At 40.0% G+C, this 21,187-nt stretch carries 23 protein-coding genes; 16 read left to right on the top strand and 7 right to left on the bottom strand.

Annotated elements, in window-relative coordinates; translation table 11 throughout:
• The first annotated feature begins 16 nt into the window (after window positions 1-16).
• The 7 genes from KHQ79_RS06870 to KHQ79_RS06900 all read left to right on the top strand — a co-directional run bounded on the left by KHQ79_RS06870 (window position 17) and on the right by KHQ79_RS06900 (window position 4,172).
• Window positions 17-457 (top strand): MauE/DoxX family redox-associated membrane protein, encoded by a 441-nt coding sequence (locus tag KHQ79_RS06870; RefSeq protein WP_225514549.1) that lies wholly within the window; start codon window positions 17-19, stop codon window positions 455-457.
• Window positions 457-2,220 carry an ABC transporter ATP-binding protein gene (locus KHQ79_RS06875; RefSeq protein ID WP_225514551.1) on the top strand — a complete coding sequence of 588 codons (1,764 nt, stop codon included), beginning with the start codon at window positions 457-459 and terminating at the stop codon, window positions 2,218-2,220. The genes KHQ79_RS06870 and KHQ79_RS06875 overlap by 1 nt, the downstream gene beginning before the upstream one ends.
• 17 nt (window positions 2,221-2,237) lie before the next feature.
• Window positions 2,238-2,516, top strand: coding sequence for a hypothetical protein (locus KHQ79_RS06880; RefSeq protein ID WP_225514553.1), 279 nt, complete (start codon window positions 2,238-2,240; stop codon window positions 2,514-2,516).
• Complete coding sequence (locus tag KHQ79_RS06885; protein WP_225514554.1) at window positions 2,513-3,166, top strand: DsbA family protein; 654 nt, start codon at window positions 2,513-2,515, stop codon at window positions 3,164-3,166. Before KHQ79_RS06880 ends, KHQ79_RS06885 begins: the two co-directional genes overlap by 4 nt.
• A gap of 60 nt (window positions 3,167-3,226) precedes the next feature.
• Window positions 3,227-3,421 carry a hypothetical protein gene (locus tag KHQ79_RS06890; protein WP_044445618.1) on the top strand — a complete coding sequence of 65 codons (195 nt, stop codon included), beginning with the start codon at window positions 3,227-3,229 and terminating at the stop codon, window positions 3,419-3,421.
• A 73-nt stretch (window positions 3,422-3,494) separates the two neighbouring features.
• Window positions 3,495-3,683, top strand: coding sequence for a hypothetical protein (locus tag KHQ79_RS06895; RefSeq protein ID WP_044445617.1), 189 nt, complete (start codon window positions 3,495-3,497; stop codon window positions 3,681-3,683).
• 78 nt (window positions 3,684-3,761) lie between these two features.
• A complete protein-coding gene (locus tag KHQ79_RS06900; RefSeq protein ID WP_225514556.1) occupies window positions 3,762-4,172 on the top strand; it encodes a vitamin K epoxide reductase family protein in 411 nt (136 codons plus the stop codon).
• Here the strand turns inward: KHQ79_RS06900 and KHQ79_RS06905 are convergent.
• On the bottom strand, window positions 4,160-5,584 hold the full coding sequence (locus KHQ79_RS06905) for a sensor histidine kinase (protein ID WP_225514558.1): 1,425 nt from the start codon (window positions 5,582-5,584) through the stop codon (window positions 4,160-4,162). The genes KHQ79_RS06900 and KHQ79_RS06905 overlap by 13 nt on opposite strands.
• Window positions 5,585-5,586: 2 nt before the next feature.
• Window positions 5,587-6,261, bottom strand: a complete 675-nt coding sequence (locus tag KHQ79_RS06910; RefSeq protein ID WP_225514560.1) for a response regulator transcription factor — start codon at window positions 6,259-6,261, stop codon at window positions 5,587-5,589.
• A 164-nt stretch (window positions 6,262-6,425) separates the two neighbouring features.
• On the opposite strand from KHQ79_RS06910, the gene KHQ79_RS06915 reads away from it, so the two are divergent.
• Complete coding sequence (locus tag KHQ79_RS06915; RefSeq protein WP_225514561.1) at window positions 6,426-7,175, top strand: ABC transporter ATP-binding protein; 750 nt, start codon at window positions 6,426-6,428, stop codon at window positions 7,173-7,175.
• Window positions 7,172-9,745: an FtsX-like permease family protein gene (locus tag KHQ79_RS06920; protein WP_225514563.1), complete on the top strand. Its 2,574-nt coding sequence runs from the start codon at window positions 7,172-7,174 to the stop codon at window positions 9,743-9,745. Before KHQ79_RS06915 ends, KHQ79_RS06920 begins: the two co-directional genes overlap by 4 nt.
• Window positions 9,746-9,832: 87 nt before the next feature.
• Here the strand turns inward: KHQ79_RS06920 and KHQ79_RS06925 are convergent, their stop codons facing one another.
• Together KHQ79_RS06925 and sacB are read right to left on the bottom strand one after the other, a co-directional pair.
• Window positions 9,833-11,383 (bottom strand): glycoside hydrolase family 32 protein, encoded by a 1,551-nt coding sequence (locus KHQ79_RS06925; RefSeq protein ID WP_225514565.1) that lies wholly within the window; start codon window positions 11,381-11,383, stop codon window positions 9,833-9,835.
• 76 nt (window positions 11,384-11,459) lie between these two features.
• Entirely contained in the window at window positions 11,460-12,881 is a 1,422-nt protein-coding gene (gene sacB, locus KHQ79_RS06930) for a levansucrase (RefSeq protein ID WP_003235314.1), read from the bottom strand.
• 607 nt (window positions 12,882-13,488) lie between these two features.
• On the opposite strand from sacB, the gene KHQ79_RS06935 reads away from it, so the two are divergent.
• The 5 genes from KHQ79_RS06935 to padC all read left to right on the top strand — a co-directional run bounded on the left by KHQ79_RS06935 (window position 13,489) and on the right by padC (window position 17,260).
• Window positions 13,489-13,977, top strand: a complete 489-nt coding sequence (locus KHQ79_RS06935; RefSeq protein ID WP_225514855.1) for a C1q-like domain-containing protein — start codon at window positions 13,489-13,491, stop codon at window positions 13,975-13,977.
• Between the two features lie 142 nt (window positions 13,978-14,119).
• Window positions 14,120-15,475, top strand: a complete 1,356-nt coding sequence (locus tag KHQ79_RS06940; RefSeq protein ID WP_225514566.1) for a serine hydrolase — start codon at window positions 14,120-14,122, stop codon at window positions 15,473-15,475.
• 15 nt (window positions 15,476-15,490) lie between these two features.
• Entirely contained in the window at window positions 15,491-16,174 is a 684-nt protein-coding gene (gene racX / locus KHQ79_RS06945) for a broad specificity amino-acid racemase RacX (protein WP_225514568.1), read from the top strand.
• Window positions 16,175-16,297: 123 nt separating this feature from the next.
• Window positions 16,298-16,753: a DUF3237 domain-containing protein gene (locus KHQ79_RS06950; RefSeq protein ID WP_225514570.1), complete on the top strand. Its 456-nt coding sequence runs from the start codon at window positions 16,298-16,300 to the stop codon at window positions 16,751-16,753.
• Window positions 16,754-16,774: 21 nt separating this feature from the next.
• Window positions 16,775-17,260 (top strand): phenolic acid decarboxylase, encoded by a 486-nt coding sequence (padC, locus tag KHQ79_RS06955; RefSeq protein WP_003235304.1) that lies wholly within the window; start codon window positions 16,775-16,777, stop codon window positions 17,258-17,260.
• Window positions 17,261-17,288: 28 nt separating this feature from the next.
• On the opposite strand, the gene KHQ79_RS06960 is transcribed toward padC, so the two are convergent.
• From KHQ79_RS06960 to slrR, 3 genes are all read right to left on the bottom strand, one after another.
• Entirely contained in the window at window positions 17,289-17,480 is a 192-nt protein-coding gene (locus tag KHQ79_RS06960) for a hypothetical protein (protein ID WP_003235302.1), read from the bottom strand.
• A gap of 2 nt (window positions 17,481-17,482) precedes the next feature.
• On the bottom strand, window positions 17,483-18,952 hold the full coding sequence (gene pnbA, locus KHQ79_RS06965; RefSeq protein ID WP_225514572.1) for a para-nitrobenzyl esterase: 1,470 nt from the start codon (window positions 18,950-18,952) through the stop codon (window positions 17,483-17,485).
• Between the two features lie 74 nt (window positions 18,953-19,026).
• Window positions 19,027-19,485 carry an HTH-type transcriptional regulator SlrR gene (gene slrR, locus KHQ79_RS06970; RefSeq protein ID WP_225514574.1) on the bottom strand — a complete coding sequence of 153 codons (459 nt, stop codon included), beginning with the start codon at window positions 19,483-19,485 and terminating at the stop codon, window positions 19,027-19,029.
• A 231-nt stretch (window positions 19,486-19,716) separates the two neighbouring features.
• On the opposite strand from slrR, the gene KHQ79_RS06975 reads away from it, so the two are divergent.
• Window positions 19,717-20,421 carry a YveK family protein gene (locus KHQ79_RS06975; protein ID WP_029316905.1) on the top strand — a complete coding sequence of 235 codons (705 nt, stop codon included), beginning with the start codon at window positions 19,717-19,719 and terminating at the stop codon, window positions 20,419-20,421.
• A gap of 5 nt (window positions 20,422-20,426) precedes the next feature.
• The gene (epsB, locus tag KHQ79_RS06980; RefSeq protein ID WP_019259530.1) at window positions 20,427-21,110 is read left to right on the top strand and encodes a protein tyrosine kinase EpsB; all 684 of its coding nucleotides are present in this window, start codon (window positions 20,427-20,429) and stop codon (window positions 21,108-21,110) included.
• Window positions 21,111-21,187: the final 77 nt, after the last annotated feature.

Raw genomic sequence — 21,187 nt, forward strand, 5'->3', positions numbered from 1 at the left:
TCTGGGAGGACTCATGATGTTACTGAATGAGATACTTATGAATGTTTTGTATATAGGGGCAGGTTTTGTTTTCATCAAAAGCAGCACTGGAAAATTAAAAAATCCATATGCTTTTGGAAGGGTTATTGAAAGTTACCATCTGTTTTTCAAAGGAACGCTTACTCTTTTTCTGGCTGCTTTAATAGGTCCGGTTGAACTAGTGGTAGGAATGATGATTATTGCAGAACCATTTCGAGTAGTGGGATTACTCATTGGCATATTGCTGCAACTGATGTTTTTATTGCTGATGTCCTTAAAGCTTAATCAAACTCTGCCGTTCGGCTGCGGCTGTTTTGGATTGCATGCACCCGAAAAGATTTCAGCAAAAAAAGTAATGTTTAACCTGGGATATACAGTATTGTTAGCGGCTCTTATCTCTTTGAATGTTAATGAAGTGATAAGGGAGATGTTACAGTGATGACTACACAAATGAATGGTTCTTTCACTTGGAAACGAGTTTTTTCTCTAGCAGGAAAAAAATGGGGGCTTCTCTCCTTTATCATTTTTACTATACTTGTCCAGTCTATACTGAGCCCAATTACGCCGATTATTGTTGCTGAAATCATTGATAAAGGCTTTTCAGGGACAAGCAAGTTTGGGTTAGAAAAGTTAATCATGATTCTTCTGGCAATTGGGATATGCCAAATTGTAATGCATGTTGTTCAAGATATCCTCATCACAATTTTCACAAATCAGATTATTTTCAATGTAAGAGAGGGACTTTTCCGTAAACTTTATCAGCAATCTATACGATTTTTCACTGATACGAAAATAGGTGAAATCACCTCACGTTTAACGAATGAGGCTGAAAGTATAGCCAATACAGTCTTTAAACCTATTGTTTATACTTCACAAACAGCATTATCATTGGTGGTCACTTTCATTGCAATGGTAGCGATTAGCTGGAAGCTTTCGATAGTTATATTGCTTTTGATCCCTTTGTTTTTTCTTCCTATGCCCTTAATTGGGAGATTTGCTTATAAATATAGCAAAAAACTTATTACTAACATTTCCTTCATGAATTCTTTTCTTACAGAAAATATCAGCATTAATGGCGTAATTCTAAATAAGATATTTGGAAGACGCCGGCAAACTTTTGAAACATTTAAGAATGTAGTACTAGAAATCAATAAGCTAACACTAAAACAAAAATTATTAGGCTCTATTTTTGATAATCTGCTCGCTTTAGCAGCTATTATTGCTCCTTTGTTTGTCTACTGGTTTGGAAGACCTGGTGGTCCTTTTGAAATTAGCGCCGGTATGGCAGTTGCATTATCAGGGTACATTGCTTCTCTATTTAATCCCATTCAGGAAGTGGGACGTATCGGTATCATGCTTCAAAGTGCAAAAATTACGTTCGAACGATTTTTTGAATATCTTGATATGAAGCCCGAACTAGAGGAACCAAAAGATCCAATTATCATTCACGATATAAAAGGGAATATTGAATTGCGCGATGTCACGTTTAGTTACAAAAAAGAAGAACAGACACTTAAAAATTTATCGATCCGCATACCGGCAGGTTCGAAAGTTTCAATAGTAGGATTTAGCGGTTCTGGAAAAACAACAATTGCCTATTTATTGACGAGATTATATAAACCGGATAAAGGTGGGGTTTATATAGATGGTCATGATCTAGAGAGAATAAGTTCTGATTATATATCAAGGTATATAGGATTGATTTCTCAAGAAGTGTACTTGCTGCATACTTCTATTAAAGAAAATATCATGTTAGGAAATCCAAATGCTTCAATTGAAGAGGTCCATGAAGCGGCGAAACAAGCATATATACATGAGAAAATTATAGGTTTACCTGATGGTTATGACACGATTGTCGGAGAACGGGGATATAAGCTTTCAGGTGGAGAAAAACAGCGAATTGCGATTGCCAGAGTCATCTTGCAAAACCCTAGTATTCTTATTCTTGATGAAGCCACATCTTCACTTGATTCAAAGTCCCAGTATATTGTGCAAAATGCCTTGAATGAGTTAACAAAAGGCAGAACAGTTATAACGATTGCTCATCGAATGTCTGTCACCCAATCTAGTGATAGGATCTATGTATTAGATAAAGGAGAAATTGTACAAGCCGGAACCCACGAACGGCTCATGGAGGAAGAAGGGCTCTACCGGGAACTATACCATACGCAAAATAATACTGAACTGGCTAAAGTAAACTAAATAATAAGGAGATAAAAATGCGTAAACTACTCATATCTGTATGTCTTTTATTTTTAGTAGGCAGTCTTATTTCCGGGTTTATGTTTTATCAAATTAAACAAGAAACGATTAAAGCAACAGATAGCTTAATAGAAGATGATCAAAAATCCGAGACAGAGGTTGATCAGCTGATGAACCAATTACAAAATGATCAGAATCAAGACACATACTTATTATCCTCAGTAGGGCTACTCATATTGAGCGGTATTACAGGAGGGGTTTTATGGATATCGAGAAGGAGGAATGAGCCAAATTGAAACGATTCATCATTCCTTTCAGTATTTTATTTATAGCAGGTATATTTATCTATCAGTTGTTTTTCACTGGAAATGTCACTTCCAATAGCCAGGAAATTATTGCAAATGATTTTGAAGTGAATACAGGATCATCAGAAGGCGATTCAAAAGCTAAGATAAATGTGATTGTATTTTCAGATTATGGATGTCAAGCTTGCAAGATTTTAAATGACGATTTGGTAAACATGAAGTTTAAAGAAAATTATATTGATAAACAGCTTGTAAGGTATATTTTTAAACATGTACCAATGGAAGAACATAAAAACGCATACGAATCATCTGCAGCCGCCATTGCAGCAGAAAATCAAGAACGGTTTTGGGATATGAGCAGATTATTATTCGATAATGCGTCTAAATTGGGTAAAACAGATGATCCATCTGATTTATATAAGATGTTAGCTGATCAAATTGGGTTAGATAAAGACGAGTTCAACGATGATTTAGATCATGAGGAAACGAAAGAAGAAATAAGAAAAACAAAAGCAGAATTTAAAAAGTTAGGTTTTCAGGGGACTCCAATTTTAATAATAGGGACAAAAATCATTTATGGAGCTCCATCTGCTAAAGAGTTTAAAGAGACATTAGATTCAGAATTGAAGAAAGTAAATTAGTGTCCAATGCTGTATTCAGCATTAAATATATTAAATTTTATTTATGGGGGAGATATGAAAATGAAAACGTATAGTCAACCTTCTTTAATTGAATTTGGTACAGCAGAAGAGCTTATTCAAGGATGCGGCGGCTGGGGTGTTGAAAACTGGTCAATGGATGATTCTGATTCAAAATATGTATGGATGACTACTGGCGGCCGAAAGCTGTGTATCTGCACTAGCTTATCTGGAACAAAATGTACACCAGTATTGTAATGTAAACAAAATGTAGTACAATTACTTCCTTGCAGCATTGGACAAAAAATATTGGAAAAGGACGTGTACGTTAATGAAAGCATACTCACAACCTTCTTTAATCGAATTCGGTGCAGCAGAAGAGCTTATTCAAGGATGCGGCGGCTGGGGTACAGAAAACTGGACGCTAGATGATTCTGATAGAAAATATGTCTTGGTGACAACGTCAACACGCACAAGTTGTATTTGTACAACAATTAAAGGTGACAGATGTACGCCGTAAGTATAATAAAAAGATAAAGAGCGGTGTGTTAAAATCACCGCTCTTTCTTTATTCTATAACAGAAAGGAAGCATCAACTATGAAAAAAACGTTATTGCTCATTGGAATTGTACTGTCAACTTATCTCTTGATAAGTAAGTGGAGTACAGGATCAGTATATTTTTGTCCGACAAATGGGTGTGATGCCGTGAACAATAGTAAATATTCTATGATTGGGAATATGCCGGTATCATTAATTGGTATAGTAGGATATGTGATGCTTTTTAATATCGAGATGTTAAATATGAATAAAAGGCTAAAACATAAATTGCTGCTTTTTCTGACAGCTATCGGCTGGCTGTTTTCTATCTATTTAATGTATGTATCCTTATTTTATATTCAAGCTCTATGCTTTTATTGTATGCTTTCGTTTACAGTTATTTCTTTATTATTCTTTCTTTATATTAAGCAGCAGTCAAAAGAACATTTGAATATGAATCATGATTTATGAGGTAAAGGCAAATACAGTTTGAAAACGGCCCCTTGCTTATGGTGGTTTTCTGCCGTAATTTTACCTCCATGCACTTCTAAAATTTCTTTACTTATTGCTAAACCCAATCCGGCTCCTCCTGTTTTTCGATTGCGAGAACTTTCTCCTCTGTAGAGCGGCGTAAAAATCTGGTCTAACTCAGACTCATGCAGCCCTTTTCCTTTATCTCGAATGGCAATGACAGCATATTTTTTCTCTTCAAACAGCGAAACATAAATGTCACTGTTTTCAAAAGAAAATCTTATCGCATTGTCTACTATGTTGTAAAAAGCTCTGGAAAAAAGTCCGGGATCTGCATAAACAAATGTATTAGCTTCAGGAATTGATTTTATGAGACGAATTCCCTTTTCCTCTAATATTGCAGAGTAGCCGTTCAGGTAATCGTCAAGTAAGCGGTTTAGATTTACATACTCTACATTTGGTTTTTCTTTATAAAATTCTAGCTTCGTATACGAGAATAGGTCTGACACTAAATGATTCAACATATCCGCTTTATTTCTGCATGTCAGAATGTATTTCTTTGCTTTTTCAGGGTTTTGGTGTATTTGCTTTTCTATTATTTCTAGATATCCCCGAATTGTAAATATTGGGGTTCGCAAATCATGAACGATAGAAGCAATAAACAATTTTCTTTCGTTTTCAAGAGATTGTTGTTTGGCTAATGATGTCTTTAGCTGCAGCTGCATGGACTTAAATCCGTTTGATACTTCATGAATTTCTGTTACACGTGAAGAAGGAAGAGAAAAATTGAAATCCTGTTTTGAAATAAGCTGAGATGTTTTCTCCAGTGCTATCAATGGAATTAACACATGTTTATTCATAAACCATGCAGCTGTCACAAAAAGCATCAGGAGAACAAATAATGCGATGAATACCCCTCCATACTGTTCTAGAAAACTGTTTTCATGTCCATCGAAAGCTTGCAGGGCAGGCCTTTTATCTTGAACATATAAAATGCCTGCGAGTTTTTTTTTCTTATATACATAATATTCTTCAAGAAGATAGTTTGTACTTCCAACTGAGTAATCTGCTGTTTGCCCTATTTTTGTAATCTGATGATTATGTGGTTCTTCTACTGTTGAAAATAAGACTTTTTGATCTTTGTTCAGCAAACGTATCCCTATATGAAGCTCATCAGTTTTAGAACGTATTTGTTTTTGCCACTCTTTTTTGTTCCAATTTTCCGGCTCACTTAGAATGTTTTGTTGCAGCCAAGGCATTATATCCTCAATTTCAATAGAATTTGTTTTTGATTCATTATAAAAATGGACGGCCATTTTTGTAGTAAATATGGGGAGCAAAATAAATGCAATAATGAAGAGAAACAGCCATTTTTTTATTGTCATTCTTCTTTTTTTATGCCCCTTTAACATGTTTAGATTCCCTCCGCAAATTTGTATCCGACACCCCAGACAGTTAGGATCCAGCGTGGTTGAGAGGGGGTTTCTTCAATTTTTTCTCTGATTCTCGCGATAAATACCCTTACTGTATGCGGATCACTATAATGCTCTCCCCATATAAGTTGGATAATTTGATCGTGCGTAAATACTTGATGGGGATGTCTGCTAAGCAGAGATAATAAGTCAAATTCCTTTGAGGTTAGGGAGACTTTTCTTCCGTGTTTATGTACTTCACGGGATAAGTAATCAATTGTAAGGCCGTTGAATGAGTGTCCGGGTTTTTGCTGTCCGGAACGCCGTCTCACTGCTTTGATTCTGGCTACAATCTCACCTGGTGTTGCCGTTTTTACAATATAATCATCACCGCCGACACTTAATCCTCTGATTTTATCGGTTGGATCCTCTTTGGCGCTTAAAAATAAGATAGGGACATCCTTTACTTCTCTTACTTTCTTGCATATCGTAAAGCCTGATTCCCCCGGCATCATTACATCCAGTAGGATACAGTCGACCTCTTGTTTGTTAACAATGGAGAGGGCTTGTTCTCCATTAAATGCTGTTAGGACATTGTAATTCTCGATCTCCAGAAAGTCTTTCATCAGTTCAATAATTTCCGCATCATCATCGACGACTAAAATAGTTTCTTTCATTATCGACATTCCTTTCTGTTTTGTTCCTGAATAACATTATGACGTTTTTTTTGTAATTGCGGAATATGCATAAATAAATCTTGATATTTTATTGATATTTTATTAACGCCCTATTGAGCTTAATTATTTAAAATGAATTTGAAATATAAAATGAGGTGAAAAACATGAGAACTTCAGTCCTTCAAACCAAAAAGTTATCAAAGTCATATGGAGAGGGTGCAAATCAATTTTTTGCACTGAAAAATATTGATTTGGATATAAAAAAAGGTGAATTTACAGCTATTATGGGTCCTAGTGGTTCTGGAAAGTCTACGTTATTAAATATGCTGTCAGGGCTAGATAAACCAACTTCAGGAGAAGTCACACTAGACGGTATTCATTTATCTCATTGTAATGAGTCCCAAATTACACAACTCAGAAGAGATAATATCGGTTTTATTTTTCAGTTGTTTAATTTGATTCCTGTGCTTACAGCAGAGGAGAATGTGACGCTGCCTATACTCCTTGCTGGAAAGAAAGATAAGTCTGCAAATAAAAAGGCAAATGATTTGCTGCAATTATTAGGGATTGGAAGACTCGCTTCTTCTTATCCGTCCCAGATGTCAGGAGGGCAGCAGCAGCGGGTTGCAATTGCAAGAGCGCTTATTATGGAACCTAGTATCGTATTAGCAGATGAACCAACCGGAAGTCTTGATACAAAAACTGGTAATGATATTTTAACAATTCTTCGACACTTTTGCGATACGAAAAACCAATCGCTTATCATGGTGACGCATGATGCAAATGTGGCTTCACATGCGCATCGGATTGTATTTATGAAGGATGGGGAATTAGCAGGAGATATTCAGCTGACTGCGACTCCTAAAGTGAATTTAAGCCATATCACTAAAAGATTAGAGGATGTATACGCATGAAATTAACTGCTCAATTAGCTTGGCGATTTTTAAAAGCAAGAAGAGCCAGGTCTTTATTTGCTGTGATCGGTATTAGTCTTGGAGTTATGCTGCTCATTATTTCGCAAATCATGATGGCAACTTTAGAACAATCAAATGAGAAATCGGTATTGGAAAAGTACGGTAATTTTGATTTAATTTCAGGTTATAACGGATCAACCAAAAAACTGAGTGCGAACGATCTGCAAACGATAAAAGGATTTCCAGATGTAAATCAAATAACACCGATGCTTTTTCCGTATGCAAGCGAAAATATGCCTGCTGCTGTTGCAGCCCAGCCTGTTTATATAGGCTTTAAACATAATCAATTGGCTATGGAGCACCCGCTGGTTTCCATTGATAAAGGGGAATTTCCGCAGTCTAAGGAAGTGGTGATCCCGGCTCGATATGCAAAATCTAAGGGATTGGATATTCATTCTGAAATTAGTTTACCTTTTCCCCCAGGGAAAGATGTAAAAGTACGTGTATCAGGTATTTTGAATGAAAGAGAACAATTAAATAATATCTTCATTTTTGATTATGATTGGATCGCAGCACAAACTCATAATCAAAATAAAGCAACGGCAGTCATGATGAAATTGGATCAATCAGCAGATAAACAAAAAGTGATAGAGGATTTAAAGGAGCATTTTGAAGGTATATCCATTGATAAACGCAAGGCGATGATGACAGAGAAAGAACAACTGGGTGGGTTAAAACCCATTGTCAATGGTTTATCAATTACAGTCTTGTTAGGTAGCCTTTTAATCGTAGTCAGTACATTGCAAATGTCGGTTCAAGAAAGACAAAAAGAATTAGCAACATTAAGACTATTGGGCGGAAAGCCTGCCCAATTGTTTTATATGGTCATCTGGGAGGCTTTGCTGATAGGTATTATGGCTGCATTATTGGGAACGGTTACAGGTACTGCACTATGTTACTCCTTGTCCAATATTGCTGAACAATTTATAGGCTATTCCATTCAATCAATATCAATCCCGGCAATAAGTATAATCATTTCGTTTTTTGGAAGCATTCTTTTGACTGTATTAGCAGCAACAATACCAGCTTTATCGACTAGCAGACTTTCTCCTATAGCTGCATACAGCCAAAAAATTAGTGAAAGTAAAGCAGATTCAAAAAGAACCATTATCGCTCTGACCATGATTTTGCTCTTGCTGGCAATTATGACATTTTCAGTGCATAAAAGTGGAGGAAGTGGAAGCTTCAGTATTCTGTTGGGTGTATCATTTGTACTCATCATGTTTGTGATGACTCCTGTAGCATTGAGGATCATTGTAACGGCACTTACTTTTCTCTTAAGGCCGTTTTATCAAATGGAAAGCATGATTGCCGGAAGAAATGCTCTGAAAAGAATGAGAAGAAGTCAGCAAATTGCCAGAGTGTTAACGTTAGCAGTTATTGTTGGATTAGTTGGGTTTATGATTTTGCAAGCTGTTGTCAGTCAAACAGAAAAAACAATATCAAAACAATATCCGCTTGATTATGTAATACAGGCTACTGAAGCCTCATATGAACCAGGTTTCTCTTCTTCTATTATAAAACAACTTGATAATACGAACGGAGTTGAAGCAATTCCAGTCCAAACAAGCATATTAACACATACTATAAATTTAGATATAAAAAGAGTAGATTCAAACTGGAACGGGCAATTTATGACGATAAACGGAAAAAAAGAAATTTTAACGAGTGTGGGCGGACTGAATTTGGAAAAAGTACAAAACATCATTCCTTTTGACATTGTGAAAGGCCGGATTGATCATCTTAGAGATTATGAGGCAGTCATTACAAAACAATTCTCTGAGGACATTGGGTTCCGAGTTGGAGATGTAGTCACATTGGAACCAGATGATTTAAGTGAAGTTTCTGGCAAGAAGCCATTTACTTTACGTATTGTCGGTGTGGTTGATGAAGTACCTATTTTGCCTGATGAAGATTTGAGATTCTTTACTAATGAGAATACATTAAACGAGTTATTTCATCTTCAAAAAACAGAACAAATATTTTTTAATATTAAGGATCAAAGTGAAAAAGGTCATATAAAGGCGAGTATTGAGAAATTTCTGGAAAACCCACAATATCAAGATACCATTTTGTATGATAGAAAAGAAGAAATGGATAAATTTTATCAACAGTACAAACAGCGCATTGTATTATTGGGAAGCAGCGTGTTTATCATCACCTTAATTGCTCTTGTTGGCTTAATGAATAGTATGGCAAGCAATTTAAGGGAAAGTAAAAAGGAGTTTGCGATGATGAGAGCAATAGGAGGTAAGCCATGGCAAATTGTTCGACTCGCTTTATATGAAGGGATTGTTATTTCTGTAGCGGGAAGTATAATGGGGTTAATTTCAAGTATCGTATTGGGTTACAACTTATTATCAGCTTTAGATGTAAATAATCTTGAAATTCCGTATATGGTCATCCTTATCATATTATTAATAAGTCCGTTACTCGGGATTTTATCTACTCTTCCTTCTGCCTTGTGGCTTTCAAAAAGTAATTTAATTAGAGCAGTCTTTGAAGATTAATTTTTAAAAAACCATCTGATTTAGCTTCCTTTATTTGAATTAAAAGTTAGCAAATTAAACAGGTGCAGCCCGCGCTGCACCTGTTTCTTATTCATGAACTGTATCCAAATGTTTCACCGTTATATTTTTGAATGAGGCTGTGCCGCCGTCAGAATAAAGAGTAATGCCCTTATCTTCAGGTTTTGGGAATACTTCATTTGAAAAAACAGTTTTCCCGTCGCCGACAAATACTTCTATCGTTGTTTTATCGACGAGAATTTTCAAATGCGCCTTTTGTTTGCTTACATCGTAAGGAGCCTTGCTTTCGACATAGGTATTGCTTTTGTCAGGCTGATTTGTGGCCGCTCTGTTGACATACGCATAGCCGCCTTCGGCGAAAATGCCGACATCAATGTGGCGCTTTTGATCTTCTGACTCTCTCAGTCTGACGCCTGCGTTTTTCAGCTCTGACCAAGAAAGATCCATATCAAGCTGGTACGTATCACCTGTGATGGCCAGTGTCTTTGATCCGCTCACATCCTGATCCTCTATTTCGTCAGTTGAAACGGTCAGCTGCTCCAAAGCTTCAATCGGCTGTGAGACGAGGCTGTAGGTGCCGTCCTGCTCCTGCAGCCGGAGTTCGCGTATGACAGAATCTGTGCCGTTAAAGCCGTTCTTCATTGTCGGTGTGTTGTTGGCGTAATCCCAATTGTTCATCCAGGCAAGCGCATACCGCTTTTCTAATGGATCTGTGCTTTTGCCGTCTTCGAACGTCACGCCCCCGTACCAGTCAAAGCCGTGGTCAAGCCATTGGGCTTCGGTCTGATCCGCTGTAAATTCTTTTCCGTCGAAGCTCCCGGTCCAGTAGGCGTACGTATTTGGTTTGCCCCATGGTTTGCCGTTCGCGCTGGCACCGAGAACCCACTTATTCGTTCCGTCACTTGCCCGCATCATGTAGAGATCAGGACATTCCACAATTCCCGCTTGTTCCGTGAAGAATCCGCTTGTGTAATGCCAGTCCTTGAGATTATCGGATTCATAAAAGCCGATTTTTGTTCCTTCAGCCATGACCATTACCCATTTGTTATCCTGGTCATCCCATATGACTTTCGGGTCTCTGAAATCCTTTGTGCCCGGATTAGGCATAACAGGGTTATCACTGTAGGGCTTGAATGATTTTCCTTTGTCTGTGCTGTACCACAAATGTTGCTCCTGCTTTTTGTCTTTGGCTGAAGGCTGTGTCACAATCGCAACAAGTGCATTTTTCCCGAATCCGGCTGTGTTTTCTTTATCCATCACGACAGAACCGGTCCAAATGTCACCGTTTGGGTTTGTATATTTCGGGATAGCCACGCCTTCATCGGTCCAGTGCACCAAATCCTCTGAAACGGCATGGCGCCATTCTGTGCCGTTGCCTTTTGGATAATCTTGGTTATAAAGATAGAAATAATGATACTTCCCATCAAAATAGAGCGGTTTTTGGGGATCATTTTTCCATTTGTCGGGTGCCGTAAAGTGATATGCAGCCCGGTAGTCTGGCTTATATGTTGGTTTTGTTTTTTTGACAGGTTCTTCGTTTGGCATTAAATCGATAAACAGCAGTATTCCTGCAAAGGTGAGGAATACGGTTAGCCATTTGCCTGCTTTTTTATAGTTCATAGGGGATTCACCTTTATGATGTTGATAAGAAATAAAAGAAAATGCCAATAGGATATCGGCATTTTCTTTTGCGTTTTTATTTGTTAACTGTTAATTGTCCTTGTTCAAGGATGCTGTCTTTTACAACAGATGTTTTCTTGCCTTTGATGTTCAACAGGAAGCTTGGCGCAAACGTTGCTTGTCTGTCAGCAAAGAATCCTCTGTTTGTCATGTAGCTTGTAATCACGACATTGTTTCCTTCAGCTTGAGGCACAGCGAAGTGTGAATAAGTAAAGGTCACATCGTTAGGATCAAGATCCATTTTTAGCACGAGGCCTGTTTTGTTCAGCGGCTTGTATGGGCCAGTTAAGGAATCAGAAACATAACCAAGCATGTAAATGTCGTTAGATGTGATGCCGTCGATCGTCATTTTTGATCCGCGAGAGTCAGTGAACAGATACCATTTGCCATTCATTTTAAAGACGTTCGCGCGTTCGATTTCATCTGTAACTGTGTTAGATGCAATTAGCGGTTTCATCACTTTTTTCAGTGTGTAGTCATCGTTTAGCTCAATGATACCGAGTGCGCCGTTTGCTAATTCAGCTGTGCGTTTTTTATCGCTTTGCAGAAGTTTTTGACTTTCTTGACGGAAGAATGATGTGCTTTTGCCATAGTATGCTTTGTTAAATAAAGATTCTTCGCCTTGGTAGCCATCTTCAGTTCCAGTGTTTGCTTCAAATACTAAGTATTTGCGGCCTTTATCTTCTACGTAGTGAGGATCTCTCAGCGTATGGTTATCGCCTGAGCTGTAGTTGCCTTCATCGATAAACTGCTGTACATTTTGATACGTTTTGCCGTCACCGTCAAAGATTGATTTATAATCCTCTACACCGTTGATGTTCAAAGAGCTGTCTGTTGTTGATACGTTAACTTGTGCAGTTGTCAGTGTTTGTTTACCGTAATGTTTACCCGAGAAATCAGTGTAGAATAAACGGATTTTTCCGTCAGATGTAAATGTAGCTGAACCAGACCATTCTTGCGTTTGATCTTTTAGGATAGAATCATTTGCATCGAATTTGTCGCTGTCTTTAAAGACGCGTCCAGCGTTTTTCCAGCTGTCAATAGACGTTTCGCCGACTTTTTGATAGAACATGTAAATGGATGTGTCATCCGCATTTTTAGGGTCTCCGGCTAATGCAAAGACGATGTGGTAGCCGTGATAGTTTGCGACTGTGCCGTCAGCGTTTTGCAATGGCCAGCTGTCCCAAACGTCCAGACCTTTTGCAGAAGAGATATTTTTAATTGTGGATGGATCGAATTCAGGCACCTGATATTTTTCATTTTTTTGCTGTTCAGGGATTTGCAGCATATCATGGCGGGTAATGTGGGTAATGCCGTAAGTTTCCTTATACGGTTTTTGGTTCGTTTCTTTCGCAAACGCTTGAGTCGCGCCTCCTGCCAGCAGTGCAGTAGTAAAGGTTAATACTGTTGCTTGTTTTGCAAACTTTTTGATGTTCATCGTTCATGTCTCCTTTTTTATGTACTGTGTTAGCGGTCTGCTTCGTCCAGCCCTCCTGTTTGAAGATGGCAAGTCAGTTACGCACAATAAAAAAAGACCTAAAATATGTAAGGGGTGACGCCAAAGAATACACTTTGCCCTTTACACATTTTAGGTCTTGCCTGCTTTATCAGTAACAAACCTGCGTGATTTACTTTTCGACATCATTCTATTAGACTCTCGTTTGGATTGCAACTGGTCTATTTTCCTCTTTTGTTTGATAGAAAATCATAAAAGGATTTAAAAGTTACAGGTCTAAAGAACTAATACAGATGGCTATTTCTTTTCATTCTCTGTATTTTTTATAACGCCTGATGCATGGGCATAAAGTTACCTTTTGAGTAATGATTCAGAAAATGATCATCTAGGGTGAAGCATGCCTTGAAATTCATCTTGGATGAAAAGCAGTAATTCGTTCAATGTCAGTAACGACCAATATAATAATGTATTGCTAGCCAACAAATGATAGAAGCGAAAGATTTTTAAGGAGGAAAAAGTCATGCCGCCACGGCCATCAAAATGGATTAAGAGGAACGATCGACCGGAACCTCTTTTATCACCAAGTGTCATGCAAGGCAGAAATGGTAACACCCCAACCTCTCAACAAAACCAGTCCTTCGCACCAATTACTAACCAGCCTATTTCTGCTTTCAGAGCCACGAGCAATATGAATTTGTCAGTGGCTGCAAATGCAGCTAGCGGAGTCTTATTTCAAAATGAGCAATTTGATTTGGCGAATGAATATAACCCCGACACATCTACATTTTCACCAAGAACAGCAGGCGTATATTCTCTTAATGCATCAGTTGAGTTTCAAGCGAATGCGAATGTTGACTTCAACTTAGAAGTCGTATTTCTCGTGAATCAAGATGTGGTAGGCGGAAATAATGAAACTCAAGCAGGGAATCTCCCGGCAGTCGTAGCCATTACGGAAATTCTTCAGTTAAACGCCGGAGATACGGTGACAGTTGCAATGAGAAGTACTGCCGCCGGAACAATTCAAGCGACTACGAGAACTCGTTTTGCAGCCGCTAGAGTTCCTTCTCTGACTTCGTAAAAAGGGGATATTTGATTCATGTAAATCTAACAGATATATTAAAGTTGATTTTTCCTGTTTGAGGAATGATCAACTTTTTTATTTTCAAAATATTTGAAACATTAATAGCTTAGTAACGTACAGAGATATGGGAGGTGGAAGAATGAAGCAGACTAAAAGGAAGCATCTCAAGACGTTATTTGAGACATTAGGCGAAAAACATCAGTTCAACGGGACGATTCTGGCTGCGGAGGATGGCGATATCTTATATCATCACTCTTTCGGTTATGCGGAACTGAAGGAAAAACGCCCCTTGCAAACAAACTCTTTGTTTGAGTTAGCGTCTCTGTCAAAGCCTTTTACAGCTTTGGGAATCATATTGCTGGAGGAGAAGGGGATTCTTGGGTATGAAGACAAAGTGGAGCGCTGGCTCCCGGATTTTCCGTATCAGGGTGTAACGGTTAAGCATTTATTGAACCATACGTCAGGGCTTCCTGATTATATGGGATGGTTTTTAACAAATTGGGATCCACACAAGATTGCGGTGAATCAGGATATTGTGGATATGCTGATGAATGAGGGGCTGCCTGGTTATTTTGAGCCGAATGAAGGCTGGCTGTACAGCAATACGGGGTATGTGCTGCTGGCGGTTATTATTGAAAAAGCATCCGGCAAGAGCTATGCGGATTATATGAAAACATGTATTTTTTCACCGGTCGGCATGAATGAAACGAGAGTGTATAATAGGAGGCTTCGGCCTGAGCGGATGGATCATTATGCATATGGATATGTGTATGATGTACATTCCGAAACGTACGTCCTACCTGATGATCTTGAGGAAACGAACTACGTTGTGTACCTCGATGGCATACAGGGAGACGGTACAGTTAACTCTGTCACAAGTGATTTGTTTCGATTTGATCAGGCTTTATATCAGGACAAATTGATCAGCGATGCTTCTAAGGAAGCCGCGTTCTCTCCTGTACAGCTGAACAATGGGGAAACAATCGATTACGGTTTTGGCTGGGTGCTGCAAAACAGTCATGAAAAAGGACGGATCGTCAGTCACAGCGGAGGATGGCCCGGCTATTCGACGACGATGATCCGATATATCGATCATCGTAAAACGCTGATTTATTTGAGCAATAAGGAAGAGGATGCTGAATATGAACAAGCAATTCTGCAAGCGGCGGAAAATATTTTATTTGGCCAGCCATATAAAATCCCGGGACGTCCTGCTGATAAAAAGAAAAAAGATATTGATCCGGCGATATACAGCCGCTATGTGGGAAGCTACGCTTTTCAGGACGGAACGGCTGCACGGGTGACAGCCGAGAATGAACGGCTTTATTTGGAGATCACTGGACAGCTGAAACTAGAATTGTTTCCTTCCTCGGAAACCCGTTTCTTTCTGAGGTCATTGTCTGTTGAAATCGAATTTTTGTTAGGTGATGATGCTGTGAAAAGCTTTATCCTTTATGAGGATGGCTCAGAAGAAGAAGCAGTCCGCACGATTTAGAAAGGAATGAATTTGATGATCGGAATATTAGCCGGAATGGGGCCAAAATCGACCTCGCCGTTTATTGATAAGGTAATTGATTACTGTCAGAAGCTGTATGGGGCTTCAAACGATATTGACTATCCGCACATGATGATCTATTCATGTCCGACACCCTTCTATGCAGATCGTCCCGTAGACCATGATGAGATGAAAAGAGCGATTATTGATGGAGCGGTAAAGCTCGAGAAGACAGGTATTGATTTCATTGCTCTTCCTTGTAATACGGCACATGTGTACTATGAAGAGATTCAGCAGGCATTGTCGGTTCCCTTATTACATATCATTGAGGAAACGATAAAAGAGATTCCGCATCCTGCAAAAAAAGCGGTGGTTTTAGGAACAGAACCAACCATCCAATCCGCCATCTACCAAAAAGGGCTGGAGGCAAATGGACAAGAAGTTGTTCACAAGGACCATTGGCAGCAGGCTGTGAACCAGCTTATTGCCGGCATCAAACAGCCGAATCATATACAGCATACACAAGCATTGTGGCAGAAGCTATATGAAGAAATCAGTCAGCATGCAGACATCATTATTTCAGCCTGTACGGATTTAAATGCGGTGTTAGATCATATTCAAAGTGAGATTCCGATTATCGATTCCTCTGACTGTCTTGCAAAAAGCACCGTCAGCACATATCTTGCCTATCAAAGCTAACAAGGACTGTCTACAAACAGTCCTTGTTTTTTTATGCTCCTATTGTTTGACAGCTACATGCAATAATGTTAAAGTAAACATGTAAATAGTTACATGTTTTTTTCTGAAGGTGAGGTGGTGCTTATGAAGAAGCCGGTTTTAAAACCATTCGCCTCTTTAGAAATTAAGGTTGATCCGCCTATTACCATTGGTGAGACAGACCTGGGACTGAGACGATTGATTCCGATTCGTTCGGGAACAATAACCGGAGAAGTAAAGGGACGTATTTTGCCGGGCGGTGCCGATTCACAAATCATTCGCGCTGACGGCAGAACAGATTTATCTGCCAGGTATGTAATCGAAACAGCAGATCATGAACTCATTTACATCGAAAACAATGGAATACGGCAAGTCAGCGAGCCGTTTCGAAAACAAGCCGCGGCCGGGGAAATCATTGATCCGGAGCATGTTTATTTCCGTACGGTGCCGACATTTGAAGCAGGCAGTGAAGCCTATCAATGGTTGCATGACCGCTTGTTTATCGGTTCCGCAGAAAGAACCCCTGATTACGTTCGACTAGACATTTATGAAGTACAGTAAAGACTAAGGAGAGTGTGAAAGATGGAAAACTTTATCGGAAGCCACATGATTTATACTTATGAAAACGGATGGGAATACGAGATCTATATTAAAAACGACCATACAATCGATTATAGAATTCATAGCGGAATGGTTGCCGGACGCTGGGTTCGGGATCAGGAAGTCAATATTGTCAAACTGACAGAAGGCGTATATAAAGTTTCTTGGACAGAGCCGACAGGCACAGATGTTTCATTAAACTTTATGCCGAATGAAAAACGCATGCACGGGATTATTTTCTTCCCGAAATGGGTGCATGAACATCCTGAAATTACGGTCTGCTATCAAAATGACCACATTGATCTGATGAAAGAATCCCGCGAAAAATATGAAACGTATCCAAAATACGTTGTACCTGAATTTGCGGAAATTACATTTCTGAAAAACGAGGGTGCCGACAATGAAGAAGTGATTTCGAAAGCTCCTTATGAAGGAATGACAGACGATATTCGCGCGGGAAAATTGTAAAAAACAGAAAAACCCGGGATAAAGAGAATTACTTCTCTTTCCCGGGTTTTCTTTTTGCTGAATATGCGGGAACCATCACAATTCCTGCGAAAAACAGTATGATTCCAGTCCAGCGTATGAGCTGATAATAGGTTGTGTCCCGTAAAAATACAACTGCAGACAAAATGATGATACAAGCTGCCACAACGATGACAGCGCCAATGTAGCCGGTTTTCCCCATGGTTATTCTCCTTTTGAAGGGAATAGTTTTTGCCTTTTTTCAGATTCAGGATCCTTCTCTATCGAAATCTCTGAATCTAAAATCAGCGTCTCTCTCGTTTCTTCATGATACGCCGGCCAATTTACATCTTCAGTGCTTGGGTTTCCTGTTTTGGCGAACGTGGTCCATGCCGATTGTATGGTGTGAGAAAGCTGTTTCACCTCATCTGTAACCTCTGCTTTTGCCATCCGTTCTAACCCGTCCAGATTTCCAAAAACAAAAGGAAGCTCTAATGCGTGAAACGCTTTATTGTACGGCGGTTTATCCGAATGCCAATCGAATCGGTACATCCAAACAGGCGCATAATGGGACTGGGCGGAGGCACAGGCGACGGCCGGGCGCCAAAATAACAAATCAGTCATCATATGAATTTGGCTTTCCAGAGAACGTGGATATAGATCGGCAGCTTTCTTGGCCAGCGGCTGCCCTAATAAATACTCAAGCGCAGCATCAAACGTTTCCTGAGAATGAATGTCTGAGTCCGGGGTGAAAAATAAATATCCTTCATCGCGGTTTGTTCCGATTAACAGCGGAATGCCGGCAGCAGCACCTTCTGCGATCGCTTTTTCTGGTTCAGCAGGCAGCGTTTTCGGATCAAGAGCGGGCTGGAAGAGCAGCTGAAAGAGATTTTCATTTTCTGCTTTCCGTAGCTGATCGGCCGCATTAAGCAAATCTTCCGTAGATACAGTATGCAATCTGTCCAATTGGCTCTCGGAAATCCCAAGGACCTTTAAAAAGGCTGCCGCGGTGCTTGCCGCTTTTTCCTTCGTCATCGTTCGGGAAGCGCCGCTTTCCATGATGGCTTTCTGGAAAAGGCCTTTTGCCGCAGGCATAGCGAGCAGTGCGGCAATGCTCATGCCGCCTGCGGATTCTCCAAATACCGTTACGTTATCTGGATCACCGCCAAACGCAGAGATATTGTCTCGCACCCATTTTAGTGCGGCGGCTTGGTCCAGCAGCCCAAGATTATCGGAATATGTCTCATCAAACGAAGACAAATGTAAAAATCCAAATAGCCCTAGCCGATAATTCAGTGTAACGACAATGACTTCTCCCTGTGCTGCAAGTCTTGACCCACCATATAATGGCTCACTGCCTGCCCCGAGATAAAAAGCGCCACCGTGAATCCACACCATGACAGGCAAGTTTTGACTCGGAGTGTCAGGCGCAAATACATTGACATACAGGCAATCCTCAGACTGCTGGGGAAGCTCCCCATATGAAAGTGACAGCAAATCAGGCGGCTGCGGACAAATCGGGCCGTACGCTGTTGCATCCAGTACGTCCTCCCACACGTCAGGGGGCTCCGGTGCTTTAAAACGCAATTGTCCGATAGGCGGCTTTGCATAAGGGATGCCTTTCCATATATGTACGCCGTTTTCTGTTGTGCCTTTTACTTTGCCGTAATGAGTCGTGACTGTTTTATGAGACATCGCTTTCTCTCCCTTTTTCCCCCATTATAAACAGATTTACCCTGCGGATGCGAATGTAAGCCCTTAACCAATATTCATCTGCCCATCGTTTTGAAAAAGGATTTGACTTCCTGGACGGTCAAACCGATTTCTCTTGCTTCCGCCATCAGCGCTTTCCATTCTTCTATATTGGATTCTGTCAGTTTACGGTTGCGGTAGGATGCGGTTTCGGGCTGTTCTTTCTTCAGTCTGTTCGTAAAAGTGAACAATTCTTCCTTTTCCATTCCGGCTTGTACGGCTTGCACAAGATGTACGCGCCATTCTTCTTCACCGCCGCTGATTTTTTCATACATCATTGTTTCTGCGTCGAATAATTCTGTTAATTCAACATCCAGTGTGGTGGAAACTTTTTTTAAAAATTGAACGGACGGATTCGTATGAACGCCTCTTTCAATCTTGCTTAAATAGGATTTAGATACACCTGACTCAACAGCCAGCTGATTTATAGAATAGCCTTTTCTTTTACGGTACAAACGGATAATTCTTCCAATCATAATATGAAATTCTCCTCTATTCCTGTCGTTATTTCGTTCATTATAAGGAATTATTCGTTCTTTATAAAATTTAAAATAATAAGGGAAGTGCAGTAAATAAGAGGAAAATCATGATTTTGTTCTCTAAAGAGAACCTATTGGCTTATTTTGCAATTTTTAAATAATAAAGTTTTCTTTTATAATCCAATCATTAACAGAAAGGGGCGCGGGAAGCCTGAAGGCTATGAATACATGAATGAGAATATGAGTTTTAAAGAATTATATGCGATTGTCAGACACAGATTCGTGCTGATTCTGCTCATCACAATCGGCGTCACCCTTATTACGGGGTTTGTGCAATTTAAGGTTATTTCCCCGACCTATCAGGCGTCGACGCAAGTGCTGGTTCATGAATCAGACGGTGAAGAAAACTCGAATCTCAGTGACATCCAGCGAAATCTTCAGTACAGCAGCACGTTCCAATCGATTATGAAAAGCACTGCCTTGATGGAAGAGGTCAAGGCGGAATTGCATCTTTCTGAATCGGCTTCCTCGCTGAAAGGAAAAGTGATTACCAGCAGTGAAAATGAATCAGAAATTATCACCGTTGCCGTCCAGGATCATGATCCGGCGAAAGCGGCTGAGATTGCGAACACATTAGTGAATAAGTTTGAAAAAGAAGTAGATGAAAGAATGAATGTACAAGGCGTACATATTTTATCAGAGGCGAAAGCTTCGGAAAGCCCGATGATCAAGCCGGCCCGGCTGCGAAATATGGTCATGGCTTTTGGCGCTGCTGTCATGGGCGGCATTACACTGGCATTTTTTCTGCATTTTCTCGATGATTCGTGCAAAAGCGCACGTCAGCTCAGCGAGAGAACCGGATTGCCATGCTTAGGCTCCGTCCCTGATGTCCAAAAAGGGCGGAATCGCGGGATAAAACATTTCGGGGAGTGAAGCGAGTGATCTTTAGAAAAAAGAAAGCAAGGCGAGGTTTGGCTCAAATATCCGTTTTACACAATAAATCAATTGTTGCGGAACAATATCGCACCATTCGGACAAACATTGAGTTTTCATCCGTCCAGACCAACTTGCGGTCTATCCTCGTCACCTCCTCTGTGCCTGGTGAAGGTAAATCGTTCAGTGCAGCGAATCTTGCGGCTGTCTTTGCGCAGCAGCAGGAAAAGAAAGTGCTGCTGGTGGATGCCGATTTAAGAAAGCCGACCATCAATCAGACGTTCCAGGTTGAGAATGTAACCGGGCTGACAAATGTGCTGGTCGGAAATGCTTCACTCAGTGAGACGGTGCAAAAGACACCGATCGATAACTTATATGTGCTGACAAGCGGACCGACCCCCCCGAATCCGGCTGAATTGCTGTCTTCAAAAGCAATGGGAGATTTAATCTCGGACATCTATGAACAATTCAGCCTCGTCATCTTTGATTCCCCTCCGCTTTTGGCTGTTGCAGATGCTCAGATTTTAGCAAATCAGACAGACGGCAGCGTGCTCGTCGTCTTAAGCGGAAAAACGAAAACCGATACCGTCCTGAAAGCGAAGGATGCACTGGAACAATCCAATGCAAAGCTGTTAGGCGCACTTTTAAACAAAAAGAAAATGAAGAAATCGGAACACTATTCCTACTAAATGGATTGTAAAGGTGATGTCTCCTGACCTGTATCAATGGAGGCACTCGGCTCTGCTGTGGGCAGCTGATATTGCTG

The sequence above is a fragment of the Bacillus sp. TSO22 genome, from assembly GCF_020223595.1.
Classification (GTDB): Bacteria; Bacillota; Bacilli; order Bacillales; family Bacillaceae; genus Bacillus; species Bacillus inaquosorum.